At 53.9% G+C, this 25,784-nt stretch carries 19 protein-coding genes and 4 tRNA genes; 11 read left to right on the top strand and 12 right to left on the bottom strand.

Features of this window, described 5'->3' with window-relative positions; genetic code table 11:
* Positions 1–179: 179 nt before the first annotated feature.
* The 3 genes from JMJ04_RS08315 to JMJ04_RS08325 all read right to left on the bottom strand — a co-directional run bounded on the left by JMJ04_RS08315 (position 180) and on the right by JMJ04_RS08325 (position 7,518).
* On the bottom strand, positions 180–1,454 hold the full coding sequence (locus tag JMJ04_RS08315) for a DNA double-strand break repair nuclease NurA (RefSeq protein ID WP_201370054.1): 1,275 nt from the start codon (positions 1,452–1,454) through the stop codon (positions 180–182).
* Positions 1,455–1,482: 28 nt separating this feature from the next.
* Positions 1,483–4,629 (bottom strand): AAA family ATPase, encoded by a 3,147-nt coding sequence (locus JMJ04_RS08320; RefSeq protein ID WP_201370055.1) that lies wholly within the window; start codon positions 4,627–4,629, stop codon positions 1,483–1,485.
* 255 nt (positions 4,630–4,884) lie between these two features.
* Positions 4,885–7,518: a heavy metal translocating P-type ATPase gene (locus tag JMJ04_RS08325; RefSeq protein WP_476630024.1), complete on the bottom strand. Its 2,634-nt coding sequence runs from the start codon at positions 7,516–7,518 to the stop codon at positions 4,885–4,887.
* Between the two features lie 558 nt (positions 7,519–8,076).
* On the opposite strand from JMJ04_RS08325, the gene JMJ04_RS08330 reads away from it, so the two are divergent.
* Both JMJ04_RS08330 and JMJ04_RS08335 read left to right on the top strand, forming a co-directional pair.
* The gene (locus tag JMJ04_RS08330) at positions 8,077–8,343 is read left to right on the top strand and encodes a metal-sensitive transcriptional regulator (protein ID WP_201370059.1); all 267 of its coding nucleotides are present in this window, start codon (positions 8,077–8,079) and stop codon (positions 8,341–8,343) included.
* Between the two features lie 38 nt (positions 8,344–8,381).
* Positions 8,382–8,597 carry a heavy-metal-associated domain-containing protein gene (locus JMJ04_RS08335; protein WP_201370060.1) on the top strand — a complete coding sequence of 72 codons (216 nt, stop codon included), beginning with the start codon at positions 8,382–8,384 and terminating at the stop codon, positions 8,595–8,597.
* 61 nt (positions 8,598–8,658) lie between these two features.
* Here JMJ04_RS08335 and JMJ04_RS08340 read toward each other — a convergent pair whose 3' ends face one another.
* Positions 8,659–9,315 (bottom strand): TMEM175 family protein, encoded by a 657-nt coding sequence (locus JMJ04_RS08340; protein ID WP_201370062.1) that lies wholly within the window; start codon positions 9,313–9,315, stop codon positions 8,659–8,661.
* A gap of 288 nt (positions 9,316–9,603) precedes the next feature.
* Here JMJ04_RS08340 and JMJ04_RS08345 point away from each other — a divergent pair.
* Together JMJ04_RS08345 and JMJ04_RS08350 are read left to right on the top strand one after the other, a co-directional pair.
* Positions 9,604–9,676 (top strand) — tRNA-Ile (locus tag JMJ04_RS08345).
* A gap of 903 nt (positions 9,677–10,579) precedes the next feature.
* A complete protein-coding gene (locus JMJ04_RS08350) occupies positions 10,580–11,104 on the top strand; it encodes a DUF4352 domain-containing protein (RefSeq protein WP_201370064.1) in 525 nt (174 codons plus the stop codon).
* A 195-nt stretch (positions 11,105–11,299) separates the two neighbouring features.
* On the opposite strand, the gene JMJ04_RS08355 is transcribed toward JMJ04_RS08350, so the two are convergent.
* From JMJ04_RS08355 to JMJ04_RS08365, 3 genes are all read right to left on the bottom strand, one after another.
* Positions 11,300–11,372: transfer RNA gene (locus JMJ04_RS08355), tRNA-Met, on the bottom strand.
* Between the two features lie 92 nt (positions 11,373–11,464).
* A tRNA-Met gene (locus JMJ04_RS08360) sits at positions 11,465–11,540 on the bottom strand.
* A 24-nt stretch (positions 11,541–11,564) separates the two neighbouring features.
* Positions 11,565–11,639: transfer RNA gene (locus JMJ04_RS08365), tRNA-Met, on the bottom strand.
* A 514-nt stretch (positions 11,640–12,153) separates the two neighbouring features.
* Here JMJ04_RS08365 and ftsH point away from each other — a divergent pair.
* Positions 12,154–14,160, top strand: coding sequence for an ATP-dependent zinc metalloprotease FtsH (gene ftsH, locus JMJ04_RS08370; RefSeq protein ID WP_201370069.1), 2,007 nt, complete (start codon positions 12,154–12,156; stop codon positions 14,158–14,160).
* Between the two features lie 110 nt (positions 14,161–14,270).
* Here the strand turns inward: ftsH and JMJ04_RS08375 are convergent, their stop codons facing one another.
* Positions 14,271–15,182: a toll/interleukin-1 receptor domain-containing protein gene (locus JMJ04_RS08375; protein WP_201370071.1), complete on the bottom strand. Its 912-nt coding sequence runs from the start codon at positions 15,180–15,182 to the stop codon at positions 14,271–14,273.
* 791 nt (positions 15,183–15,973) lie between these two features.
* Here JMJ04_RS08375 and coaA point away from each other — a divergent pair.
* Both coaA and JMJ04_RS08385 read left to right on the top strand, forming a co-directional pair.
* Entirely contained in the window at positions 15,974–16,933 is a 960-nt protein-coding gene (gene coaA, locus JMJ04_RS08380) for a type I pantothenate kinase (protein ID WP_201372345.1), read from the top strand.
* Between the two features lie 253 nt (positions 16,934–17,186).
* Complete coding sequence (locus JMJ04_RS08385) at positions 17,187–17,522, top strand: hypothetical protein (protein ID WP_201370073.1); 336 nt, start codon at positions 17,187–17,189, stop codon at positions 17,520–17,522.
* 342 nt (positions 17,523–17,864) lie between these two features.
* Here JMJ04_RS08385 and JMJ04_RS08390 read toward each other — a convergent pair whose 3' ends face one another.
* From JMJ04_RS08390 to JMJ04_RS08405, 4 genes are all read right to left on the bottom strand, one after another.
* A complete protein-coding gene (locus tag JMJ04_RS08390) occupies positions 17,865–18,812 on the bottom strand; it encodes an LLM class F420-dependent oxidoreductase (RefSeq protein ID WP_201370075.1) in 948 nt (315 codons plus the stop codon).
* 74 nt (positions 18,813–18,886) lie between these two features.
* Positions 18,887–20,065 carry an RNA polymerase sigma factor gene (locus JMJ04_RS08395; RefSeq protein ID WP_201370077.1) on the bottom strand — a complete coding sequence of 393 codons (1,179 nt, stop codon included), beginning with the start codon at positions 20,063–20,065 and terminating at the stop codon, positions 18,887–18,889.
* A 117-nt stretch (positions 20,066–20,182) separates the two neighbouring features.
* Positions 20,183–20,431, bottom strand: a complete 249-nt coding sequence (locus tag JMJ04_RS08400) for a YciI family protein (protein WP_236037964.1) — start codon at positions 20,429–20,431, stop codon at positions 20,183–20,185.
* A 795-nt stretch (positions 20,432–21,226) separates the two neighbouring features.
* Entirely contained in the window at positions 21,227–21,844 is a 618-nt protein-coding gene (locus JMJ04_RS08405) for a TetR/AcrR family transcriptional regulator (protein WP_201370079.1), read from the bottom strand.
* 291 nt (positions 21,845–22,135) lie between these two features.
* Between JMJ04_RS08405 and JMJ04_RS08410 the strand changes: the two genes are divergently transcribed.
* From JMJ04_RS08410 to JMJ04_RS08425, 4 genes are all read left to right on the top strand, one after another.
* Positions 22,136–22,903, top strand: a complete 768-nt coding sequence (locus JMJ04_RS08410) for an SDR family NAD(P)-dependent oxidoreductase (RefSeq protein WP_201370081.1) — start codon at positions 22,136–22,138, stop codon at positions 22,901–22,903.
* 70 nt (positions 22,904–22,973) lie between these two features.
* The gene (locus JMJ04_RS08415) at positions 22,974–24,155 is read left to right on the top strand and encodes an acyl-CoA dehydrogenase family protein (protein ID WP_201370086.1); all 1,182 of its coding nucleotides are present in this window, start codon (positions 22,974–22,976) and stop codon (positions 24,153–24,155) included.
* A 140-nt stretch (positions 24,156–24,295) separates the two neighbouring features.
* On the top strand, positions 24,296–24,826 hold the full coding sequence (locus JMJ04_RS08420; protein ID WP_201370087.1) for a flavin reductase family protein: 531 nt from the start codon (positions 24,296–24,298) through the stop codon (positions 24,824–24,826).
* A gap of 30 nt (positions 24,827–24,856) precedes the next feature.
* Positions 24,857–25,747: an SDR family oxidoreductase gene (locus tag JMJ04_RS08425; protein WP_201370089.1), complete on the top strand. Its 891-nt coding sequence runs from the start codon at positions 24,857–24,859 to the stop codon at positions 25,745–25,747.
* Positions 25,748–25,784 lie beyond the last annotated feature (37 nt).

Genomic DNA, 25,784 nt, shown 5'->3' on the forward strand with positions numbered 1-25,784 from the left:
ACACAATTGACTCTGGTTTACGTGTGTGATGGGTATCTTCGGATAATGTATGCGATGGTTGCCTGGCTCTCTCTGCCAACCTCCATCACACAATTGACTCCAGGTTAATGACTCTTCTCTCTATTGTAAGTTAGTATAACACATGAGCGAGGGAGAACCTTTCCTCAAAGAGGGGTAAATTAAGGATAGCGGCGGCGTCCCTTGCTCATGGACTTCTGTGAGTAGGTAAATGTCATGCCCTGGTGCTGGATAAACTCCTGAAACTGGTTGTAGAAGATATCGCGGTCAACCGAGCGAATGACCGAGACCTGGTCGGCGGTTTCAATCGCATAGGGGTAGCCCTTGCCAATAATAATCTCGGCACGTACTACATCCATCACTGGCTCTACAAGTCCGTCATCAAGCATCCAGCGCGGGAATTCCAGGCGAGCAGGCGGGCGCGTAGAGGAAGTTTGCAGATACGAGAAGGCGACGCGATCGCGATAGGGTCCATAGCTATCAAGGATATCGTTACGCGCACACAGCATGGCAGGAGTGCGATCACCCCAGCTCATATGTCCCTGCCAGAGCAAGGCGTCGTGGATCTTCTTGGTATCACGCAGAATGGGTTGACGGTCGGCCCCATCCACACGGCGCAGCATGGTAATCATATCGCGGGCATAGCTGGTATCGATATACCCAATCAAGGGAACGCGCAGGTCCTCGGAGAGCTTTAGGAGCATTACCGCTGAATCAACATATTTCTGGCGATACTGCGGAAGCATAGTCAAGGCGAACGAGACCACCAGCGAGCCATCGAAGAAGACCACGGGGCTATGCGCAGGATCATCGACACGACGGTTACGCGCCTGCTGTTCCATCAGATTACAAAGCGTCTCAATCTCCAGCAGATAGCGGCGTAGCGTCACCTGCATATCGGAGTAGGGATAGCTATCGGGGTCATCCCCTTCTTTGCGCGCATCCTCCATGATCTCATCCGGGGCTAACACTTCAAGGCGTACATCCTTCGTGTAGGGACGGTTGTGCCCGTGCGGATTGACAAAAAAGCCCACCTGGACCAGCGCGACTGGAATCGAGGCATCGCGCCAGGGAAGCAACTGGCTGCCATCCACGGCAATCGTGGTGACGCCCTCGATACACTCGGCCCACTGATTGGCCTGTTCATGATTGGCAAAGGCCTGACCAAAGGGATAGTGGGGCGCACGGTATTCACGCAAAGCGGCCTCAGCCAGCCAGTGGTCAAACTCGATGGTTGGGCGAGCACCAGCAGAGGGCATCCCCGGCTCAGCGGGCGGCAGAATTTGCTCCAGCGCGGCGCTGGAGGGATAGCGATGATAGAGGTTCTCCAGCACATGGCGATAGGACTTGAGCTGGTCGCCAAAGTTGCCGTCATAGAGCGAGAACTGACCACGCTTCAAGTTCAGGGCAGCGAGCAGCTTGCCTTTGTGCAGCATGAGCGAACTCCTTTTTGTTGTGTCAACATTAGACATGCTCCATAGAAGGCTCGTTGGATCCATTGGGGTAGAGCGCTTCGTCGCTAAAGGATGACTCGGATAATCCCTCGTGTTGGAGCTGGGTCTCGCCGCTGGCCTTGCGCAGACGAATCAGGCTATCCAGCCCCTGCTCAAATGTATCGTCGTGACTGATGACGATTAGCTGCTCAAAGCCACGCACACGGCGGATCTGCTCGGCAAGGTTCATGCGGCGTAGCTCGTCCATGTTCTGCGTTGGCTCATCGAAGAACGCGAGATTGAGCGTCGAGAGCTTCTTGAGCAGGGCCAAGCGCACAGCAAGGGCGGCGCTCATCTGCTCGCCACCGCTCAACTGTGCGAAGGTGCGCGATACACCCTGACGGCGTAGCACCACCTCGTAATCGTTCTGCCAGGAGAGTTGGGCGCTACGGTCACCCATGATCTCGCCAAAGATACGATTAGCCTCGGCTGAGATATCGTTGAGCATGGCCTTGAGGACGTAGGGCGCGGCCTCCTTGATCACCTTGCGGAAGTATTCCATCATAGTGTGCAGGTCTTCCAGCTCGCGGTACTCCTGGCGCATCCCCTCCAGCTCGTGCAACTGCTGCTCAGCGTTCTGGATACGCTGCTCGGCCTCGTTGATGGTACGTTGGATCTGCTGCATCTTCTCCGCAAGGCTGCTAATCTCACCGTGCAGGTCGCGTCGCTGCCTGCGCACCTCATCAAGCTCCTGCTCATTGAAAGTGGCTCGGGCCTGCATGTATGCCTGCTCGGCCTCACGCATACGCTGGTGGGCCTGCTCGGTCTCCTGCTCCTGCTGGCGGCAGACACGCTCGCGCTCGGGCAAGGCTCGCGCCTGCTCGATGTGCTTGAGGTAGTTCTGATGCGCACCCTGGGAGCGCTGGCGTAGCTTCTCCTGCCCCTCGATATGGGCATCAAGCTCATAGTAGGCCGCGAGCTGTTCATGCAGGGCGGCGAGTTGGGTGTTTAGTTCCGCAAGCTCCTGCTCCGCCTCGACTACTTCCATCTGAAACTGGGCAGCTTGTGCGACGATATTTCGCTGCTCACGCAGTTGCGCGCGTGGATCGTTGAGGGCCGTCAATTGCTCGTTGACCTGCTGTAGACGCGGCTCACTATCGCGTAGCTGGTTGGCGCGTTCGCGCATCGTCTGGATATCGGTCTCGTACTGCGTGATGAGCTGCTCGTTTTGCTGGAGCTGATCGCGCAGCCCTGGCAGGGTGGCGACCTTCTCGCTTGCCAGCTTACTCTCTTTATACTGTTCTTCGTTTTCACGCATCCGACTATCATGCTCTTTGAGCATCTCAAGCTGGGCTTCCAGTTCAGCACACGCCTCCTCAAGCTGCTCCATTTCGCTCTCTAGCTGCTGCATCTGCCGCTTGAGATCATCGCGCTTCTCGACATAGAGGCTATATTTCCCCAGGGCATCGGCATATTTTTTGATCTGCTCGATGCGAGTCTCAACGTTCTTGCGCTCAGTGAGGACCTGCTGCCGCTGCGCACGCTCCTCGATGAGCAGGTTCTCGAAATAGGACTCCAGGCTGACCATACCCCGATTCTTGATGTTGAGGCAGGGTTCGCGCAAGAGGGGACACTGCCCGCCCGCCGACTGCTTGAGGGAATCGCTATAGGCCTCGATATTGCCATCCAGGCGATGAAGGCGGGCGTTGATTTCGTTCAAGCACTCCTGAAGCGCAGGCATCTCTTCCGCTTCAGCACGATTCTCGTCGATAAGCTGGACATTGCGCTCGGCCTTTTGGAGTTTGGTGAGCAGGGGCGCATGCTGATCGCGTCGCTCATGCAAGGCGCGCCGCTTCTCATTTAGTTGCTGAAACTTGTTCTTGCGCTCGACACTCTGTACTTGCAAGCGCGAGCGGGCCTGGTCAAGTTCTGGCAGGCGTTGCGCCAGCTCTACCAATGGTTCAATCACCGCGATACGTTGTTCCAGCACACCGCCAGTCTTCTTCGTGCTCTCCAGGCGTTCACGCTGATTCTGTCCCTCTTCACAAATGGATTTATAGAGCTTGACATTCTGAAGTAGCTCATCGCGTCGCTCCTCCAACTCTTGCTGGCGCAGTACATCTGGCTGAAGCATATCGATACGCTGGCGCGCCTGCTCTACCTCCTGCAAACGCGTATGCAGCCCCTTCGCCTTCATCTCAATCGAAGCGTGTTTATTACCTAGACGTGCCTGCTCCTTAAGCAAGCGATTGCGCTGCTGCTCCTGCTCGCGCAGTTGCTCAAGCGCCCTCTCAGCCTGAAGATACTGCTGATACCCCTTCTCTGCCTCGCGGGCAATCTGTTCGGCGGCCTGAGCCTGTGCCAGAGCTTGCTGATAGTTTGCCAGGATGCTACGGGCAGAATCATACTGGCTAGCACGCGCCTCGGAAGAGCGGCGTAGATCCTGGAGCTGGTTATATTGCGCATTCAGCTCCTGCTCGCGCTTCTCCAGCTGTGCCAATGTTGTTGTAAGCTCGGCATTACGCACCTTCTGCTGCGCGTCCTCCTGACGAGACTGCTTCAACTGCTCACGCCACTGCTCAAGCTCGCGCGTCTCATACTCAAGCTGGTCAATGCGGCTCTGATGCTGCTGCATCTGTTCGCGGTAATCTTTCTGCGAATCCAACAGATACTCGGCGGCGGCCTTGTAATCTTCAATCTGGAGCAGCGCATCAAAGGTCTGCTTGCGCTTGCTCGCCGCCTCAAGAAAGATGGAGGTAAAGGTTCCCTGGGGGACGCCCAGGGCGTCGCGGAAGAGCGAATCGAGCGGACGTTCGCGATCAATGCCGAAGAGTTCATGTAGTTTATCCAGCACATCCGCGCCCTGCTCGATGCGCATATTGGCCTCTTCATCGTGAATCAGCCAGCGCGAGCCGGAGCCACAGCGACGCTCCACGACATACGGACGCTCATCTCCGCCCAGCAGATGGACAAGTACCCGGCCCCACTTCTCGCCCTCGCGCACGAAACGCGCCTGGCTGTAAGGAAGGTAATCAAAAAGGGCGAAACCAATAGCCTCAACCAGAGTGGTCTTGCCGGCTCCGTTTTCGCCACTAATGGCCGTCGTCCCACGGCGAAAATCTACGCTAAAATGACGGTAGCTCTTGATATTCTCTAACTCAATACGCGTAATGAGCATTGCAGGTCAGCCAGCCTTCCCAACAAACGACACAGACGATCAAACTCTCCCAATTTGCTTTTCTTGCTCAGCGGGGCAAAAACGGAAAAGAAATACAAATGTACCGCCAGATTATAACATAATCTGGCGGTACATCTTATGGCTACAGGGCGAGCGCCTGCGGCGCTCGCCCTGGTAAGGGTGTGGAGGGTGCTGGCTGCCTGCGGCAGCCAGCACCCTCCACACCCTTACCCGACTGAGGTGAAACCCTACCCATTATTTAACGCGGAAGCCGCGCAGACGCAGGGAGTTTGTCACTACTGTGACGGAGGAGAGCGCCATTGCGCCGGCGGCAAAGATGGGGGCCTGGGTCTGTAGGAAGGGGATCAGCGGCGAGAGAATGGCCGTAGGAATCAAGAGCACATTGTAGGCGAAGGCCCAGAAGAGGTTCTGCTTGATCGTACGCATTGTGGCCCGCGAAAGCTCCAGCGCGCTCACCACGCTTTGCAGATTGCCCTTCACGAGAGTAATATCCGCCGCCTCCATAGCGATATCGGTTCCGGTTCCCATGGCAATGCCGGCATCGGCCTGCACCAGGGCGGGCGCGTCATTAATGCCATCACCCACAAAGACCACGACCATGCCCAGGTCTTGCAGGCTCTTGACCTGCCTGGCCTTCTCTTCGGGCAGAACATCGGCCAGTACATGCTCGGCATCGATGCCCACCTGCTCGGCAATGGCCCGGGCTGTGCGTTCGTTGTCGCCGGTAATCATCCAGACCGCCAGACCGCGCTGCTTCAGTTCGGCGATGGCAGCGGCCGAACTCTCCTTGACCGTATCCGCGACGGCGACCAGGCCCGCCAGCCTGCCATCCACACTAATCAGCATTGCTGTCTTGCCCACCTGCTCCAGGGCTTCAAGTTGTGACAGTAGCGCGTCAAGGGCAATCCCGCGCTCCTGGAGGAGACGCCGATTCCCAATCAGCAACTCATGCCCCTCAACCAGGGCCTCGACGCCCCGTCCTGGAAGCGCGACGAAGCGCGTGGGATAGCCCTCCGGGGCCAGGGCAAGGCCCCGCGCCTTCGCCCCCTCGACGATGGCCGCCGCCAGTTGATGCTCTGACCCCTGCTCGGACTGCGCGACCAGCCGCAGCAGCGTCTCCTCGTCCAGGGTCTCATCCAGAACTAATACATCCGTCAATTCAGGCTTGCCTTGCGTAACAGTACCGGTCTTGTCGAGCATGACGGCCTCGATGGCCTGAATGCGCTCCAGGCTCTCACCGCCGCGGATGAGAATGCCCTGCTCGGCACCCTTGCCTGTTCCAACCATAATCGCCGTCGGGGTCGCCAGACCCAGCGCACAGGGGCAAGCCACCACGATGACCGTGATCGCCGTTACCAGGGCGTTGACGGTGGGGTCCATATGCATGAGCATGTTCATCGGGTGACCGCCCATATACATCGGCATCATCATGGGGGGCAGAGAGAAGAGGTTGCCATAGATCAACCAGCCAATGAAGGTGAGCAAGCCAACTACGAGCACTGCTGGAACAAAGATACCCGAGACAGTATCGGCCAGGCGCTGGATCGGGGCTTTTGAGCCCTGGGCCTGCTCTACCATACGTACGATCTGGGCCAGCATAGTATCGGCGCCCACCCTGGTCGCCCGGACCTGCAACAGCCCCTGCTGGTTAAGGGTTGCGCCAATGACCGTGTCGCCCTCAGCTTTCTCGACAGGCAGGCTCTCGCCGGTCAGCATCGACTCATCGACAGAGGATTGGCCCCCCAAAACCTCGCCATCCACGGGGAGCTTCTCACCAGGGCGCACGCGCAGGATATCGCCCACGCGGACCCGCGCCACGGGAATATCCATCTCCTGGCCCTTGCGCACAACGTGGGCCACGTGAGCCTGTAAGCCAATCAGCTTCTTCAGAGCATCATTCGTGCGTAAACGCGCGCGTGCCTCCAGGTATTTACCCAGGTAGATCAGGGTAATGATCAGCGCGGTCGTATCGTAAAAGGTCATAGTTCCCAGCGAGGGATTAAAGGTGATTGCGATACTGAGAGCAAAGGCCGCCGTCGAGCCAAAGGAGATCAGGGTATCCATCGTGGCACTCAGATGGCGTAGATTCTTCAGCGCGTTGCGGTGGAACTCCCAACCAACCATGCCCCAGACCGGCGCGGTAAACGCCAGCAGCATGGTATTCATATTGCCCATGCCGGGCATGCCAGCACCCATAAAGAACATATTGAAGAAGACCACAAGCGCGCTCAGGATGGCACCTACAATCAGCAGGCTGCGTTTACGCTCAAGCTCGGCGCGGTGGCGCGCTCTCTGCTCCTCCTGGCGCTGGGCAATGAGCTGCAGGGGATCGAGGGCCTCGCCCTCCTCCTCTTCCTCGTCTGCAGGACGAACCACCACATCGGCGCGAGGAATGGCCTTATAGCCCAGGGCATCTACCTTCTGCACCATCTGCTCCGGCTGCGCCTGCGTGGGATCATAGACCACTGTTGCCTGCTCAGATGCCAGATTCACATTGGCCGTATGCACCCCTGGCAACTTCTTCAAGCCCTTCTCTATACGCATCGCGCAAGAGGCACAGGTCATTCCCTCCACCGCGAAGAGGATCTGTGCCTCCTGCGGTTCGGCCGTCACAGCGGCCACAGGTGGAATAGCCTTATAGCCCAGGGCATCTACTTTCTGTGCTATCTGCGCAAAATCGACCTGCTGGGGATTGAAGGTCACGCTTGTCATCTCAGAGGCCAGGTTGACGCTGGCCTCATTCACACCCGGCAGCTTCTTCAAGCCCTTCTCTATACGCATCGCGCAGGCGGCGCAGGTCATCCCCTCCACCGCGAAGGAGAGCTGCTCGGATGTATATGTCGTCTGAGAAGAACTCTCAAGCGGCATATGCATTTTCATATTCATAAGAACGAACCTCGTTCTAACAAACGAATCAGATCACACCAAATTTATACTATCGTAGGGTCCATGCTGGCATGGACTCAAGATCCATGATTTATCTTAGGTATGTCCGCAGGTTGATACTCCTGCTTGGGGAAAGTCGCTTCGCTCAGAGCCCATGCCAGCATGGACCCTACACATAGCATACGCATTACTACCAGGGTATAGATTGCTATCCATACCCCCCCGGTAGGGGTATAGAAGACACTATATATCACAAAAAGAGAGAAGTCAACCCCTACCCGGAGGGTACAATTCATGTTTTCACGCATTCAACACAAACTGGAGAGACGCTCCCCACGCGGTAGGGACCAGCCTGTCCCCGAATGGGGCTTCAGCGCGTCCAATACCAAAAATTTTATCGGCCTAACTTGTAGACATCAATAACACATGTTATAATACACCCCATACCCCCGGTGTGGGGTATAGATAAAACAGATCAAGCAGGCCAGCGGCTAAGGTGACCAGTCGTGTTGCTGAGATGAAGAAGCAGGAGAAAAAAGAATGAAAGCCGAAAAGCAAGATGTCCTGAAGCGGCTCAATTACATTGAAGGTCATGTCGCGGGTATTCGCAAGATGGTCGAAGAGGACAAATACTGTGTAGATGTGTTGCGTCAGACACATGCTGTCCGCAAGGCCATTGAGAAGCTTGAGCAATTAATTCTCAGCGGACACCTGGAATCATGCGTTGTGGAGGGCATCAAGGAGGGACGGGAAGAGGCGGTTATCGATGAGCTGCTCCAACTCTACAACGTCGCTGGCAATAAATAAATCCACCTTATTCCGCATTAAAGATAGAGGAGTACAGCATGAAAGAAATTACGCTTTCAGTGCCTGACATGAGCTGTGAGCACTGCGTCAATGCCATCAACAAGGCCCTCACCGGACTGAATGGCGTCGAAGACGTCAACATCAGCCTCCCCACGAAGACCGTCTCCTTTGGCTACCAGCCTGAGCAGGTCTCCATGGAGAAAATCGAGGCCGCCCTCGACGACGCTGGCTACACCGTCTCCGGCGTACAATAAGAATAAGCGATAGTGGAGGGTGTGGTCAGCCCATGGGCTTGACCACACCCTCCACTATCGCTTATGCTGGCTTCTGGCTTGTCGAAAGTGCGATCCCTGGCAGCAGGAAGAAGATCGCCAGTAAGATATTCACCGCCAGGCTGATCCAGGGATTTACGAAAGCCAGGGCAAAAGCAATGGTGTAAAAAAGTGGTCCCAGCAAGTACTGCCGATCAATACGCCTGACTGCCTCCATATCTACATTTGGACTCAGTAGGCGTCCTTTATATGTGGCATAGAGCCAGAGCAGATGATAGCCAAGCGCCACAAAGAGAAATACGCCATTATACAGAATGGTCGCCTGCTCAAAACTGACCTCATTCTTCACTACATCCACGCCATTCACCATATCCGCGCCATATCGGCCCAGTAAAGCAGTGGGAAAGGGCACCACGGTTGCGGCCAGCAACAAGAGGAGATTGAGCACCAGCAAGGTATGATCGACACGCACGATCAGCGTAAATAGTCTATGGTGATTTAGCCACATAATACCGATGGTAGCGAAACTCAGCAAAAAGGCCAGCAGCACCGTCCACTGTTGGCGAAGCAAGCCAAGGAGCTCAAGCTTTGATGCGCCACTAAACGCAGATGTTACATCCAAAATCAACAATGTAATAGCGATGGCAAACACGCCATCGCTAAAGGCCTCGATCCTCGATGTTTCCTTCTTCTCATCCATACAGATACAACCTCTCTTTATTCATCGCCCCATATAGCACAGTATAGCCGCTACTCACGTACGCGGCTACTCCCCCTTTTTTGTACCTTTAGCTCTGTAAAGATTTTATTATTTTTCTTTAACCAATAATGTTTGAAAATAAAGTTGACAAAACGCAAAGTTAATGTTAATTTGTCAAATATAAAAGCAGTAACAACGCACCATTTCACTCAACACATCGAAAAAATACATACTATTAGCTTGGCGGCTGAATATAACATAGCGATATATTCAGTTTCTGCGCTTCCTGGTGGCATAGCTCAATGGTGAGAGCATCGTCCTTATAAGACGGGGGTTATGGGTTCGAATCCCATTGCCACTACTTCGCTCATCTATCATTTCCCACACCTTCATTGTCTCAAGTGCCGCGTGAAGTGCTCGCGCGTCCTTGATGAACCTGAAATAAATGTGTAAGCTCTATCAAAAGATGCTAAATTTACTTTAGATAGAGAAAGGTGAGAAATGCAGAGAGAACATATCCAGAGGTTGACACGTCTATGGCCGTTATTACTTCTGGTCGCCTGGATCATCTTTCCCGAAGAATGGCTGGGTCTAAAATAGGCCACCTTTGGGCATGTGCTCTTTACGATCTTTGCTAACGACACTGAGCACGCGATAGGACACATAAGCCTCTTTCTTTTGTTAGGGCTAGGCACAATATATGTATTCCCTAAACTGCGGAAAAAGCCATTCTTCTATTTCTGCTTGCTTCTTGTAGGAGTAATCCAGGAGGCAGCACAACTCCTTTTTAAGCACAGGTGGCTGGCCGGGGACGACTGGCGCGACCTGGCAACAGACCTGGTAGGGCTGACGCTGGCATATGCGTTGGCATGGGGTGGGTATGCGTGGCGAAAATCGTGCATGAAACGCGAGAATACGCCATTCCCAATAGATTAGTTAAAAAACTTATCCACAACTTATCCACATATTTATCCACAAAAGTTGAAGAACAACATTTCGCTTTGATACATAATGTTATCCCCAAGGAATGGTCAATCTCTTGTGAAATGGAAACGCTAGATAGCAAAAGACACAGCAGCTTTGGGCCTGGAAAGAAATATTACGCTTCATATATCTAATTTTAAATCTGTTACACAAATAATAATGAACTACCTCACAGCACATGACTTAAACTTAGTCTATACTGTACCTTGCTTACCGAACACAGAAGGAGAAGTAGTAGAAGGAGAAGTAGTAGTAGTAGTTAGATGTGGAAGGTACACATATGAAAAAGACACTCGTATTCCTCGCCGGTCTCTTCATTATCCTGGGTACATTGTTGGCCTGTGGTGGTAGTTCTGATAACACCGGCACCTCAACCTCCAGCAGCACTACCTCACAAACCTCGCAGCAAGTCAAACACTTTAAAGTTGGCGAAACCGTCAAAGTGGGTGATACATGGGAAGTGGTCGTTAGCAGTGCCAAAACCTCAGACGGAGATGACTATACTAAACACGACGTCGGAAACACGTTCCTGATCGTCAATGTCACGGTCAAAAATATTAGCAATAAAGAGCAGGATATCAGCAGTCTGCTTAACTTCAAGCTGAAGGACAAGGATGGAACAGAAGGGAAAGACGCATTTCTCACCACTGGAGTCACGCCCGCGCCTAATGGCAAAGTTGCCGCTAGCGACCAATCCAAGGGCGATCTGACCTACCAGGTTTCCGCCAGCCAGAAGAGCTTCACACTTGCATTTGAAGCCGACCTTCTCTCCTCAGGCCAGACCGTCTGGGACCTGAGTGTCTAGTTCCCGCCCTGGGCGACTTCTCTGGGGTCAGAGAGGTCGCTCTTTTTCTTTATTAGGAGCCACGTCCCTCATACCCTTTAGGATAGCTACTGGGACATGATGAAGATATCCCTGGTGCCCCCGCCGATGTAGTAGAATAGCCACAAATAAAAAACACCCCCGACCTGCTCTAAGAGCTAGTCGAGGGCAACTGAGTAGCGGCTACTGGACTCGAACCAGTGACACAGGGCTTATGAGTCCCTTGCTCTACCACCTGAGCTAAGCCGCCATATGTTTCGTCCATCATATTACCATATGCTGTCAAGCAGGCATATTGGACGATTTACGAAAGTTCACTGCACGTGTGCAGTGAACTTTCTTTGGTAGCGGGAGCAGGATTTGAACCTGCGACCTCCGGGTTATGAGCCCGACGAGCTAACCACTGCTCTATCCCGCGTCAATTTATTAAGGTCTTGCGACCTGGTAGCGGGGGAGGACTCGAACCTCCGACCTTTGGGTTATGAGCCCAACGAGCTAACCACTGCTCCACCCCGCGTCGGTGTTTACATAATACTACAATCTTTGTTTCCTGTCAAGTATCTAGATTTTCTCGTTTGTGTAGGCCATCATGATGCTTGCCGATAAGGAACTCAATTGCACTGGACTATTATAGTCCAAAATGTTATGGACAGGCAAGCTCTTAGGGAATACAATATGCACATCACCAGATTGCTCCATATTCTTAAGACGATTCTTAGACGAAAACCAACGCTACTCTCGTGGCTAGCGCTCCCCCCATTCGGGGACAAGCGCGCTCAGGTTTTCGAGAGGCAGTATATCCTTAGAGATGGCAGGAGGCAGGACTGCCAAACTCTGCGGTGTAACCTTTCCTTACCCACGACGTATCACAAAGTAAGAGGTTACTTTCTTGCACGCACGATACGAAATTTTGCCACGTATCGTTTTACATACAATTACTCTTTCAGGCGTCTTCTTTTGAAGACGTAGGAAGCATCCGGCTTCATCCTATCAAAGACATGTCGTCAGACAAAGAAAGCAGGTCTGAACATATGGACGCTCAGGCTATATATATGTACCAGAACAATAACTCAAATGATCAACGCACTCCTGGCAACCATCAGCCGGATAACGGTAGTAATGGGAATACTCCAGGAGGCCCCCGCGATGGCGGTTCCTCGCTCTTGATTCGCGTTGTTTTGCTCGTTGTCCTCTTGCTGGGAGTCTGGTATTTCTTCCAGTTCTTCGTCTCCGGTTCCGGCGGTGCCAGCCCTAATGCGATTGAGGTCCCCTACAGTAAGTTCTATCAGCAGGTACAGAATGATAACGTTAGTTCTGTAACCTTCCAGGGACAGGACGCCTTTGGCAAATTCAAAAACGCAATCACGATTGTTGATGCCAATGGGCAGAGCAAGACTGGCCAGGACTTTCACTTTACCCAGCTCCCCAATGGAGACCAGCAGCTGACACAACTGCTGATACAACATAATGTCACGTTCTCGTCGAAGCCCAATAGCGATAATAACCTCTTCTGGACCTTCCTGCTCAACGTCGGTCCCTGGATTGGTTTGATTGTCGTCTTCTTCTTCATCCTGCGCCGAGCCAATCAGAGCCAGCAGAACATCTTTAGCTTCGGCAAGAGCCGAGCGAAGATGGTGCTGGAGGATCGTCCCAGCACTACCTTTGGGGATGTCGCGGGCGTAGATGAGGCCAAGAATGACCTGGTTGAGGTGGTCGAGTTCTTGCGTACACCTCAGAAATTCCAGCGCCTGGGCGGTAAGATTCCTCGCGGTGTCCTGCTGGTAGGCCCTCCAGGAACTGGTAAGACCCTGCTGGCACGCGCAGTCGCCGGTGAGGCCAGCGTCCCCTTCTTCTCGATGAGTGGCTCCGAGTTCGTCGAGGTACTGGTGGGTGTCGGTGCCAGTCGCGTACGCGACCTGTTTGAACAGGCCAAGAAGGCGTCCCCAAGCATCATCTTTATCGACGAAATCGACGCTGTTGGTCGCCAGCGTGGTTCTAGCATTAACAGCAACGACGAGCGTGAGCAGACCCTGAACCAGTTGCTGGTCGAGATGGATGGCTTTGATACTCACCAGGCCGTGGTCGTGATCGCGGCAACCAACCGCCCTGATGGCCTGGATAAAGCGCTCCTGCGACCTGGACGCTTCGACCGTCGCGTGACGGTTGACCGCCCCGACTGGAATGGTCGCCTGGCGATCCTGAAGATACACTCGCGTGACGTTCCCCTGGCTTCAGATGTGGATATGATTACCATCGCACGCGCCACGCCTGGCATGGTGGGTGCCGACCTGGCGAACCTGGTGAACGAGGCGGCACTGCTAGCGGCTCGCCGCAACCTAGATGCCGTGACTCAGCGCTGCTTTGAAGAGGCCCTGGACAAGATCCTGCTCGGCGCCGAGCGCCCGCTGATCTTGAGTGAATCCGACCTGAACGTGGTTGCCTACCACGAGGGTGGGCACGCGCTCACGGGTATTCTGACCGAGGGCGTCGATCCCGTCACGAAGGTGACAATTGTGCCTCGCGGCCAGGCCCTGGGCGTTACCCAGTATACGCCGCTTGACGACCGCTACAACTACTCGAAGGATATCCTGGAGGCACAGCTAGTAACCATGCTGGGTGGACGCGCAGCCGAAGAGGTCGCGATTGGTCGCATCACCACAGGCGCGGAGAACGATCTGCAACGGGTGACAGCTATCGCCCGCCAGATGATCACGCGCTGGGGTATGAACGAGCGCCTGGGCCAGATCTCTTACAGCGAACGCGAAGATCCCTTCTCGGGCACGGCCCTGGCGAGTAATTCTCGCGAGTATAGCGAGCGTACAGCCACCATCATCGACGAGGAGGTTACGCGTATCGTGAAATGGGCGCATAACCAGGCCGTCACGCTGCTGCGTGAGAACAAAGAGGCGCTTGACCGCATCGCCAAATCGCTCCGCCTCTATGAGACAATTGATGCCAAACAACTGCGCGAGATTATGGTCGAGACTGGCTCAATTAATGCCGCTCCCGAGTCATACCGCGCGGAGGTTACGGCCTAACACCCAAGGAGCGAGAGCAGGCAGGCTGGAAGATGTGTATCCTCCAGCCTGCCTGCTTTTCTTGTCTCAATCTTTCACAGGTGCCATACATTCTAGAATTCATTGCGCGCCTATGAGATTGGAAATGCGTACACACTCATCAGCGCCAGGAGTGCCATCGTCACAATGACGATCACGACAACGGTGGCCTTCTTCTGGGACATGTGGCTGCGAATGATACGCGTAATATTCTCTGAGAGCGAACGCGCATCGCGTTGCTCAATTGCATGTTTGCTTTCATCCACCCTGCTTAACTGGTCTAACTGAAGCGTCTCCTGGAAAAATTGTTTTGCCTCACCTGGCGATGCAGATGCTTGCGTATCGCCTCTTACGCGCTCTTCAACCAGGGAATCACGAGGAAGAGACACTACGGGGAGCGAGGGATCGGTTGTGCGCAGTTGCTCGCTGGTAAGAGTTGGCGTAGCCCAGCCAGAAGGTGCGCGTTGGGCGCGTTCATTTGCAAACAGGAAATGGGGAACGGGTTGTTCGGGGTCTGTCTCGCCCTCACGAGGATGCGTCATCACGGCTCGCAACTCGTCGAGGATAGTTGCGAGCACAGCGGAATCGAACTTACCGCTCTCGGGCCTGAGGAGCACGCCTCCCTGCGAGGGCAGGGGACAGAGATTGCCGAAGCTTGTTGTCACCCAGGATGTTTTGCGCACTACTATTGGATAGACAGAGACATCACCGCGCTGCTCCCGCTCTAGAATACGCTGTATTTCACGGGGATTGCCAAGGCTCAGCGTCTTGAAGTGCTCGCTTACCAGCAAGAGAATGATGTCAGCCTCTGTGATCTGGACCGCGGCCTCAACCGCCTCGTAGCGACCAGGGCTCAGATTTAAGCTCTGCCAGGTAGCAGGCACCTGCTCGCGCGAGAGACCATCGAGGAGATACGTTTCAAGCCGGGCCTGGATCAGCCGGTCCTCTTCTGCGTAACAGCACAGAAGACGATAGTTTTTCCCAGAACGTGTAAGCATCTGCATTCTTTATCCCCTTCCTTAGAAAAGTGGTTCAGGTAGGCTAATTTCTACTTTTCAGTTCGCCAGTCCAACCATGACTGGCGTCGGCAATGACTCGTATTGCCAAATCTTTATGGCGACGAGAGTCAATTCAGGGAGACGCGTTCTCAATGACCTTCTTAGACGAAAGCCTGGATGACTAGATGACGAACCCGATGTTTTTTTACCAGGCTCAGCACTAGCGATATCTTCAGCTCTCCTTGACCACCGTTCGCGACACTGCAACAGGCACGCTTCTCTCCAGAATCATGCACGGCGTGCATCAAGTATGTATGACACACGTCAAGTAGAAATAAAGAATGCAGTGAAGGTACTTTATGACCAGAAAATTTATACTTTGTAAAACTACAAATTTACAATTGTAACATTTAGCATATAGACGACAAAGGAAGACAAAGTATAAAACAGTTGAGGCAAATGTTGCTCTATCTAAACAGACCTCATTACGCTCCAATCGTCTGACAAGACATTGTTCAGGCAATCAAAAATGTCGGAAGGTTGTTGGAAAGCGCCCCATCTATACACAAGCCACAGCATGACCACGCACCACTTAGACGTCCTCTCTCCCCTGAAATTAAAGGTGTTCATAATGTCCGCGGAACAGGAAAGTGTAGTACAATGGAGCAGGTTTGCCAGTATTTTTATAACCACAAAGGAGTGAAGCGGCCTGGAGCAGTGTGCAGGAGCAATGAGCCGTGATGGCCGGAAGCAATGAATCAATCTTTCTGCACCCTCGCCCAGGCCGTTATATCGATATGCATCTATCAAAAATCACACCCAAGGAGCACTCACGGTTTCTCACATTTTCGCGTGAAGCATGGGCCAGCCTGCGTGCCAGTACGCCTCTAACCCTTTCAGAAGAGCGCCTGAACGCTCTGCGTAGCTTGAATGACCGCATTGACCTCAACGAGGTTGAGCAGGTCTATCTGCCACTTTCCCGGCTACTCAACCTGTATGTGGCAGCCGCGCAAAAGCTACATACCGCAACGTCGACCTTCCTGGGGCACCATACCGCCCAGGTTCCCTATATTATCGGTATCGCAGGCAGTGTCGCAGTTGGGAAGAGCACAACCGCTCGTCTCTTACAGGCACTGCTCTCCGATTGGCCTTCACGCCCCAGGGTTGACCTGATTACAACTGATGGTTTTCTCTATCCTAATCGTGTCCTGTTGGAGCGTGACCTGATGCAGCGCAAGGGCTTCCCACAAAGCTATAATCAGCGCCGCTTACTGCAATTTATGCTCGACGTGAAGGCAGGCAAACCAGAGGTCAACGCACCCATCTACTCCCACCTGATTTATGACATTATTCCCGACCATGTGCAGACGATTAGCCAGCCTGATATCCTCATTGTTGAGGGTTTAAATGTCTTGCAGGCCAGGCGTCCCACTGGGCGCTCGGCTCAGCGCCTCTTCATCTCGGATTTCTTTGACTTCTCGATCTATGTCGATGCCGAAGAGTGCGATGTTGAGCAATGGTATGTTGAGCGCTTCCTCACCCTACGTGAGACGGCTTTCCGCGATCCTTCATCCTTCTTCACCCGTTACGCACGCCTCTCTGAGCAGGAAGCCATCGCCACCGCACGCGACATCTGGCAGCAGATCAATGGCTTAAATCTGCGTGAAAACATTCGCCCAACCCGTGAACGTGCACATCTTATCCTGCGTAAGGGGCGCAGGCATGCCGTTGAAGAGGTTCGCCTGCGGAAAATCTAGCGCCTCCCCAGGCAGGTAGTTCACTGTACACAACTGGCGAACTTCTCTTTGTATCGGAATTCGCTCACGATGCGTATTCAGAGTATGAAGAAGCTACGTTTTCCGTGTCATCTTCACGTGGTATGCCTGGCTACGCATTATAGCGTATACTATATAGTATAAACTCGCAGCACCTCTTCGTAGTCATTTGCGCGCGAATTTCGTTGCTTAGAGCATGGCTGTCTACCAGCCTGCCAGCAGGGAGGAATGCAAGATGGGGCAAGAACGGGGTATCAATAGGCACCGCCTGCGCGTCTTTTACCGGGCGGTCAAGAGCAAGGCCAATAAGTATACGTGGAGTGGCCTGTTTATATTCGTCCTGGGAGTCGTGTTTATCGCAGCCGGCGTCAGCCTGAGCCGGGGAGTCTACTACTCTACGCCAGGGCTTCTGATTGGGCTAGGCGCTATTATCGCCATTATCGGATTGATTCGCCTCGCAATCGGCTTTATCAATCCTCAGACGCCCGAGGATCTGCCACCATCACCAGAAGAAGAACTGGTAACAAATGCGCAACACACCATCGCTGTCGATGAGCTTTTCGAGGCGTAATGATCATGAGTAGTGGTGCGCTACTTACGTACGCGCCTACGCTGGGGGCTTGCACACTGCCCGGGAGCGTAGGCACGTACGTAAGTAGCGCACTATTCTATATATCTCTAGTGCACAGGCAGGCCCTCTACGGCCCAGATTGAAGACCCAGGTGCTTCTGGAACGCGCTCCCCAGATCTTTGTCGATCCGCGAGGCAAAGGTTCAGGTAACAAGCAGGGCCTTGCCGACCTGGAACGGATGGTCGATGCTTAATGATGGATCTGGACCAGCAAAAAAAGCCTTGAGGCCGCACCTTTGATTTCTGATCACCAAAAACGAGCGATAATATTCTTATGTCTGGTCTACATGATGAACGTCCGAGCGAAACGACGAATGTCATCCAGATGGGTTGCATCAGAGAAACTGATCACGAGTTCCTGGACACCAGCAGACTCATAGGCGGCTAGCCGCTGACGGATGGTCTCAAGGGTACCAATGAGGCCATATGATCCGACGTCTCCAGGGAACACAGCGCCCGCCCATCCTGGTATTAGAGCCCTGGCCTGCTCATCAGTCTCACCAATGATACAAAGCGTGAGGGCTGTACGATGAATGCTCTCGTAGTCTCGTCCAACCGTCTCACAGTGCTGTTTGAGCACCGCAAACTTGTGCTTGAGCGTCGCAAGGTCGCCGCTCACATTACACGCATCGCCGTATCGGGCCACGAGCTTGAGCGTCACCTGTTCACCACCTCCGGCGATCATCATGGGAATATGTGGTTGCTGCACCCCTTTGGGCTGATTGATCGCACCCCGAATCTGGTAATAGTTCCCTTCAAAGGTGGCTTCCTCCTGGGTCCACATGGCAAGAATGACCTGCACCGCTTCTTGCAACTGGCGCAGGCGTTCCGGACCATCGGGATACGCGTAGCCATAGGCACGATAATCGGGTTCGTACCAACCTGCTCCAATGCCAAAAGTGAGCCGTCCATGCGAGAGGACATCGAGAGTTGAAGCCATTTTGGCTTGTAATGCGGGGTTGCGGTAACTATTTCCTGTCACCATCTGGCCGATACGCACCCGCTTCGTATCGCGCGCCAGAGCTGCTGCCATGGTCCAACACTCAAAGACCATTTCCTGCGATGGAGGAGCCGTTATAAAATGATCCGAGATCCAGACCGAATCATAGCCAGACTGGTCAGCCGTTTGCGCAAGGCGGGTCAGCGTTTCATACGCTTCCACCGGATTCTTGATGCCAGCCAGTTCATGCGTAAACCCTTGGGGAAGGAAGAGACCATATTTGAGAGACATATGTATTTACCTCTTTGAATTTAAATGACTCTGGAGGCGCTGATGAAGGAGGAATTGTTCGGCCTGGTTGCCTGTCAGTGCAAGGGCACGCAACTCGGCTGCGTGAGCCTGCTCGCGGCGACCGAGTTCCAGTAAGAAATCCCCCGAATGGCGTGAAAGAGATGATACCCCTCCAGATCACGCGCGAGCGTTTCGACTTCGGCCAGTGCTGCTTCTGGACCGGCCACATAGCGCAAGGCCACTGCACGGTTCAGTTGGATGACTGGCGAAGGCGTCATGCACAGCAGCAGATCGTAGAGCGCCAGGATCTGTGGCCAGTCAGTTGCCTGCCATGATGAGGCTTCCGCGTGGCAAGCCACTAAAGCCGCCTGGATCTGATATGGGCCTGGACGACCTAGCGCCGCCGCTTGCTCAATCAGGGCTCCCGCCTCAGTAATCATCCGCCGATTCCAGCGTGAGCGATCCTGATCGACAAGCAAGATCAGTTTGCCCTCGGTATCGAAGCGCGTGTCAGATCGCGCCAGGTGCAGACGCATCAGCGCGAACAACCCCAGAGGCTCCGGTTCTCGAGGATAGAGCCGCGTGAGGAAGGCCGCCAGCCAGGCAGCATCTTCGGCAAGATCGCGGCGCGCCGAGGCGTCGCCTCTGCTGGTAAGATAGCCTTCGTTAAACATCAGGTAGAGGGCTGCCAGTACTTCGCCCAACCGCTCATCGAGGTCCTCATCACGAGGGACGTGGTAGGGAATACCAGCCTGCACAATCTTCTGTCTCGCCCGCACCAGACGCCGCGCGACCGCCGCTTCGGAGGTCAGGAAGGCGTGGGCGATTTCTGCGGTTGTGAAGCCACAGACCGCTCGCAACATCAAGATCACCTGGGTCTCGCGCGAAAGCGCCGGATGGCAGCAGGTAAACATCAGCCTGAGGCGATCGTCAGGCTCTTGCATCACCGGGTGCTCCAACGCAGCAAGCTTATCGCGATAGCGTGCGTCGCGTCGGAGATGGTCGATAGCTCGACGACGGGCGACCGTCAGCAACCAGGCGCCAGGCTGAGTTGGAATACCTTCGACCGGCCAACGTTCCAGCGCGACGAGCAGGGCATCCTGAACAATCTCCTCGGCGATCTCAAAGTTGCCCAGGATGCGCAGAAGTGCTCCCACGACTTTGCCCGCCTCTTCGCGAAAGACCGCACTGAGCGTGACCTGGATCTCGCCACTGGAAGCAGGTGGGAACAGGGTTCTTGAGGTATCAGACATGGAGATGCTATTCCTCCACCACTGGCCAGATCTCGACCACATTGTAGCCTGGAGCATGAACAGACCACTCCCTGGCAAGGTGCAACGCCTCATCAAGGTCTGCCACCTCTATCTCAGCTATCCCCCGATCACTTCTGTTCCCTCAAGGAACGGGCCATCGGTCACCAGCGGTTGACCGCCCGAGCCAACATGGACACTGGTAACGGTATGGGGCAAATGGAGTCCATAGCTCTTTCGGATCTGGGAGCGGTGTTCGTGTATCCACTGACTGGCCTGTACACGCTTCTGGGCACGATCCTCTTCAGACAGCTCCTGCCATGCTGCCAGATCCTGCGAGTTGTTACAAAACAAAAGAAGGTATTTCATTGTTTCTTTCCTTTCCGTTCATGAAGTTGCGCTTCAAAGAATGCTCCGTATTTGTCCTTTATACATACGACGAAGAGGCCTGATCCGAAAAGGACATCCTTGATGCCGAATATAGAAGCACGACATTTTTAGGTATTGTCAACTTGGTAACGTAGCTGAACACTTTGCTAAAATAGCTTCATGAAAATAAATGCCATTGCCCCTCATTACAAAAGGTTCACAAAAGGTTCCACAAAAGACATTTCAAGAGATGCATAGCGTACCCATCAACATTTTGACATGTTCAACTATTCGGCTTTAAAGATGTCCTTTTCGGATCGGGCCTCTTCGTCGTATGTATAGAAGATCACAAGTGGTGATTTTCACGACACTGTCTCACATCACAAGAAAGGAAAAAGATGAATATCCCATCAGTTTGGTTTCCCGATGTCTGGTTTCCTACAGTCTGGTTTCCCTAAGCAACATGCCAGGCACAAATGATGGCCATCATCTGTGCCCCTGACAGCATTCATGTCGTCAGAGGCATCTCTGCCAGAAGACCAGGAGAAGGTGTGATGAGGCTGTGTGCCAATTCTTGCGCTCTCCCTTGGTTATGGACAGAGAATTTATAAAGCAGAGAGTCTACCATTTCTGTCGAGATGGTAGACTCTCTGCGAAAAGTCTACCATCCGTCTGTGAGTCTTTTGCAGAATGCGATTGTCCCTCTTCTATAGCAGCTTCTGACTACGGGCAGTTACTTGAGAAATACACCGATGACAGTGTATAGCTGGAAACCAGGCCTGGGTAAAGCTTTGCTCAACCAAGAAGAGGTTCAAGGTAACGCTGCAACGCGATTTTGAGTTCGTGTACAAGAGATCTTCGATCAGCCTCCTCTGCCTCGAGTATGAGTGGGAGGACAGCCTTGAAGAGTTGAACGCTCATCGTGGCGCACAGAAGGCGTTGCGCTATCGGGAGGTTGGGGGCACGTACCTGAAAACCCCGCTCAAAATTGGCTTGCATATCTTTCGGCAAAGCTTGCGTAAGACTTGCTAGAGACATCGATGGAGTGGGAATTGTGAGAAGGATGTAAAAAGCAGGATGGGCCAGGTGAAATGCAATCAGGGCATCAATAACCTGATCCAGCCAGAGAGAGAAGGTACGTGATGCTGCCTCGCGCGAAAAAATAGAACCATATACCTGTCGCAGTTCCTCGGTATACCGAGCAGCCAGGGCCAGAGCAATCTCTTCTTTGTTAGAGAAGAATTGATACAGAGAGCCAGGCGAGATCCCAGCCTGCGCTGCAATATGATTGGTCGTTGCCTCATCGTAGCCCATTTTCGCAAAGACAATTTCAGCGGCATCAAGGATGGAAGCAATGCGCTGTAAACCTCGCGCGCGCCGCTGAACAGGCCGTGCGTCTTTCTGCTGATCCATACGATCCTCCAAACATTCATTCCAAACAGCATCAGTATATTTTTTGCTCTAGCAAACCTCTTGACAATACGAGTTTTTACTCGTATAATTCTCCAAGAGGACGAGTTTTTACTCGCCTATGTAGTATAGGATATCAAGGCTGCTTTGTCCACAAGAAGCGAGGCTTGCCGAAAGTTATCCTGAAGTATCGCCCATGGTATCCATGCTGATCCCGGCCGTTTCGACTTCAGGGCTTTTATCATGATGACCATACGTCATGTTAGGTTGGTTGTTATAGAAGAAGGATCGCATATGAACACATCAGCCGAGACGAGGCGCTTAGATAGCAAGAGCGTGGTCGTCATTGGAGGCAGTAGAGGTCTGGGACGCGCCATTGTGGCCGCAACTCAGGCTGAAGGTGCACATGTGCTTGCTGTAGCACGCCAGGAAGAGCCACTCAAGAAGCTCGTCGCAGAATATCCAGCCGTGCAAATGCTCAGACTCAATGCAAGCGACGAAAACGCTCCTGCGAAGGTCTTTGAAACGCTTTCGCCAGACGTTCTGATTGTCTGCGGAGGTGCCATACCTCATAATGTGCCACTTTCGGAGCAAAGTTGGGAGCAGTTCTCGCGCAACTGGAATACTGATGTCAAAATGTCGTTGCTTTTCTCGCAAGCCGCGCTCACCAGGCCGCTTCCTGTGGGAACGAGTGTTATCCTCATCTCAAGCGGTGCGGCCATTGGTGGTTCTCCACTTTCGGGCGGCTATGCTGGCTCAAAACGTACACAGATGTTCATCGCCAGTTACGCCCAGAAGGAATCTGATCGCAGAGCACTTGGTTTGCACTTCTTTGCGCTAGCACCGGGAAGCATTATGCCAGAAACGGACCTTGGAAAAGCCGCGGTCTCGGCCTACGCTTCTTCGCTCGGCATTTCTGCCCAGGACTTCATCAAAGGCATGCCATCTCCACAATCGCCGGAACGTGTCGCAAACGCGGTGGTAGAAATTGCGAGCAATCCAGGCAGCAGAGAGGGAAATGTGTTCCTGGTTTCTGGAAAAGGCATTGAGGCTTTACCATAGTTTTTTTAGATTAAGAAAACGCTACCTGTGTTCATAGGAGTGTACAACAACTCATTGAAAGTGAGATAGAATGACAATCACTTCTCTTCCAACTCGAGCAGAGCTCGTGAGCCGTGCGAGTGCTATTGTACCTCTTCTCCAGAAACATGCGCAATGGCACGAGGAGCATCGGCGTTTGCATGAAGAAACAATCGAGGCGATGGCACGAGCTGGCATCTTCAAATTGCGCATCCCCAAACGCTACGGAGGCTACGAAAGCGATATCCAGACCGTGGTGGATGTGCTTACCGAGATCGGGCGAGGGGACGGCTCATCCGCGTGGACGGGGCAACTCTGGTTGCATGGCGCATGGATAGTTGGCCTATTTCCCGATGCCGTCCAGGAGGAGGTCTTCTCCACCCCTGATGTTCGTGTGAGCGCGCTTTTAAGCCCAACAGCGACAGCGGTGCGCACAGAGGATGGGGTCGTCGTGAGCGGGCAATGGCACTTCAATTCCGGCGCGCTACACAGCCATTGGGACCTGGTCAATGCCATATCCATCACAGACGAAGGAGCACCGAAGCCGATCCTTGCACTCATTCCGATGTCGCAGCTTGAGATCATCGATGACTGGAATACCTCGGGCCTGCGAGGAACCGGCAGTGTCACCACCGTGGCAAAAGAGGTCTTTGTTCCCAATGCCCGCGTGCTCTCGATCACCGCTTTAACGCAGGGGCAGTCCCAAAGTGCCTTAAACGCTAATCTCCCCCTGTACCGCAGCCCGGTGATCCTGACGGGCGCGACACTCTCCAGCGTGACCGGGCTTGGTCTGGCGAAGGCCGCCCTGGAGGCCTTTCTCCAGCGGCTCCCTGGTCGACACATTGCCTACACAGCCTACGACAACCAGGCTGAGGTACAACTTACCCATCTTCAGGTCGCTGAGGCAGCGATAAAGATTGAGGAGGCTGCGTTCCATGCCTCACATGCGGCAAGTCTTCTGGACACGAAGGCCGCGAGCGGTGAGACATGGAGTGTGGAGGAGCGCAGCCGTGTTCGTCTCGACGCAGCTCTGATCGCTTTGAGAGCCAAGGAAGCGATAGACATACTCAACACAGCCAGCGGAGGATCGTCGGTTTACAGCAGCGTGCCCATCCAACGCATCGCGCGCGATGTTCAGGTGTTAAACCTGAACGGCCTGCTGCATCCCAATACCAATCTCGAACTCTATGGGCGGGTCCTTGTTGGCCTTCCCCCGAATACGCTCTACCTCTAGACGTGTTCTGGCCCTCGCCACACGACCCGGCAGCGATCGGCTAAAAGCAGGATTGAAGGCCATCGGGTATCCTTCACAAGGCCATTGGCGCAACACCCGATGGTACACCCCCTGGAGTCGCGTGGCTCATCGGAGAAAACATGGAACAGGCTGCATCGAAAACGCATCACAATGAGTCACGGCTGGTCGATCAAGAACGCTTTCGGAGCGTGATGAGCCGCTTCGCCAGTGGAGTGAGCATCATCACTACACGAAACGCAGGTGTTGACTATGGCCTCACCGCCAGCGCCGTCACCTCACTCTCACTCGACCCGCCCATGCTTCTCATCTGCCTCAACAAGGCCTCAAACACACGAGATGCCATCGCAGAGGCACAGGCTTTTGCAGTCAACATTCTGCGGGAAGATCAGAGCGAACTGGCGCGCCGGTTCGCCACCTCTCAACCAGGCAAGTTCGAGGGCCAGAGCATCTCCTATGGAGAGCTCGGTGTGCCTCTACTAGACAATATGCTGGCTAGCATGGAGTGCCGTGTTGTTGAGATCGTTTCAGGTGGCACCCACTCAATCTTTCTGGCCGAAGTGCAGACGGCCCAGGCCACAACAGAGATGCCATTGACCTACTTTCGAGGGAGAATGGGCCGCTTTACCTTCCTGGGCGCCGATGCCAGATGAGCAGCGATATAGTATGAAAGGGACTAAAATATGCTTCTCGTTACAGGAGCAAGCGGGCTAAGCGGATCCGCAATCATCCGCGAGTTTGCTCGCCAGGGGTATCCCATCAGGGCGCTCGTCCGAAATCGAGCAAAGGCACAGGCATTGGAGACGTTACCTACTGTAGAGATTGTGGAAGGCGACATGCTGCGCCCTGGCACGCTCGCAGACGCGCTCTCTGGAGTAGAGCGCGTACTGCTAATCTCGACCGCTGACCAGCAGATGGCGGAGACGCAATGTGCCTTCATCGAAGCTGCCAGGAAGGCGGGTGTCCACCACATTATCAAGTTCTCCGGGGCCGAATCGGGTGTTGGTTTCAACCAGAGAAACTTCCGCTTCACGCGGATGCACGAAGACGTTGAACACTACCTCGAACAATCTGGACTTGCCTGGACGCATCTGCGCCCCAGCCAATTCATGCAAGTGTATCTGCGGGAAGCTCCTACAATCATTGCCCAGGACGCGCTCTTCCTCCCCATGGAAAATGCCAGGCTCTCACCCATCGATATTGAGGACATCGCGAAAATTGCCTGTGCGTTGCTGCGCACTGGTAGAGAGCATGAGGGTAAAAGTTACGACATGACAGGCCCTGAGTCCTTGACAATGACGGACGTTGCCGAGCAGATCTCTCGGGCGATCGGGAGAAACATCCGCTATGTGAACGTCACTCCAGCGGAAAGAAGACAGGCTCTTTTGGCGAAAGGAGGAGTATCCGCCTATTTCGCTGACGCCCTCGATGAACAGGTTAGCGAGCGTCTGAAATGCGCTGAAGCACAGGTCTGCCTCGACGCCCACAAGGAATTTGGAATTGAGCCGACCACGTTCGCCGAGTTTGCGCGCCGGAATGCAGCCGTGTTTCGGGGCGAGCTGGCACGATCTTGAGAGAGGGTGCACCGAGCCTCGACCTACCAACGTTATC

Source organism: Ktedonobacter robiniae (assembly GCF_016587375.1).
Taxonomy (GTDB): domain Bacteria; phylum Chloroflexota; class Ktedonobacteria; order Ktedonobacterales; family Ktedonobacteraceae; genus Ktedonobacter; species Ktedonobacter robiniae.

What these genes read in the sequence shown, in the direction of transcription:
- JMJ04_RS08315 (WP_201370054.1), bottom strand. Translation starts at nt 1,454, where the DNA reads ATGCTGCACAAAGGCAAGCTGCTCGCTGCCCTGAACTTGAAGCGTGGT.
- JMJ04_RS08320 (WP_201370055.1), bottom strand. Translation starts at nt 4,629, where the DNA reads ATGCTCATTACGCGTATTGAGTTAGAGAATATCAAGAGCTACCGTCAT.
- JMJ04_RS08325 (WP_476630024.1), bottom strand. Translation starts at nt 7,518, where the DNA reads ATGCCGCTTGAGAGTTCTTCTCAGACGACATATACATCCGAGCAGCTC.
- JMJ04_RS08330 (WP_201370059.1), top strand. Translation starts at nt 8,077, where the DNA reads ATGAAAGCCGAAAAGCAAGATGTCCTGAAGCGGCTCAATTACATTGAA.
- JMJ04_RS08335 (WP_201370060.1), top strand. Translation starts at nt 8,382, where the DNA reads ATGAAAGAAATTACGCTTTCAGTGCCTGACATGAGCTGTGAGCACTGC.
- JMJ04_RS08340 (WP_201370062.1), bottom strand. Translation starts at nt 9,315, where the DNA reads ATGGATGAGAAGAAGGAAACATCGAGGATCGAGGCCTTTAGCGATGGC.
- JMJ04_RS08350 (WP_201370064.1), top strand. Translation starts at nt 10,580, where the DNA reads ATGAAAAAGACACTCGTATTCCTCGCCGGTCTCTTCATTATCCTGGGT.
- ftsH (WP_201370069.1), top strand. Translation starts at nt 12,154, where the DNA reads ATGGACGCTCAGGCTATATATATGTACCAGAACAATAACTCAAATGAT.
- JMJ04_RS08375 (WP_201370071.1), bottom strand. Translation starts at nt 15,182, where the DNA reads ATGCAGATGCTTACACGTTCTGGGAAAAACTATCGTCTTCTGTGCTGT.
- coaA (WP_201372345.1), top strand. Translation starts at nt 15,974, where the DNA reads ATGCATCTATCAAAAATCACACCCAAGGAGCACTCACGGTTTCTCACA.
- JMJ04_RS08385 (WP_201370073.1), top strand. Translation starts at nt 17,187, where the DNA reads ATGGGGCAAGAACGGGGTATCAATAGGCACCGCCTGCGCGTCTTTTAC.
- JMJ04_RS08390 (WP_201370075.1), bottom strand. Translation starts at nt 18,812, where the DNA reads ATGTCTCTCAAATATGGTCTCTTCCTTCCCCAAGGGTTTACGCATGAA.
- JMJ04_RS08395 (WP_201370077.1), bottom strand. Translation starts at nt 20,065, where the DNA reads ATGTCTGATACCTCAAGAACCCTGTTCCCACCTGCTTCCAGTGGCGAG.
- JMJ04_RS08400 (WP_236037964.1), bottom strand. Translation starts at nt 20,431, where the DNA reads ATGAAATACCTTCTTTTGTTTTGTAACAACTCGCAGGATCTGGCAGCA.
- JMJ04_RS08405 (WP_201370079.1), bottom strand. Translation starts at nt 21,844, where the DNA reads ATGGATCAGCAGAAAGACGCACGGCCTGTTCAGCGGCGCGCGCGAGGT.
- JMJ04_RS08410 (WP_201370081.1), top strand. Translation starts at nt 22,136, where the DNA reads ATGAACACATCAGCCGAGACGAGGCGCTTAGATAGCAAGAGCGTGGTC.
- JMJ04_RS08415 (WP_201370086.1), top strand. Translation starts at nt 22,974, where the DNA reads ATGACAATCACTTCTCTTCCAACTCGAGCAGAGCTCGTGAGCCGTGCG.
- JMJ04_RS08420 (WP_201370087.1), top strand. Translation starts at nt 24,296, where the DNA reads ATGGAACAGGCTGCATCGAAAACGCATCACAATGAGTCACGGCTGGTC.
- JMJ04_RS08425 (WP_201370089.1), top strand. Translation starts at nt 24,857, where the DNA reads ATGCTTCTCGTTACAGGAGCAAGCGGGCTAAGCGGATCCGCAATCATC.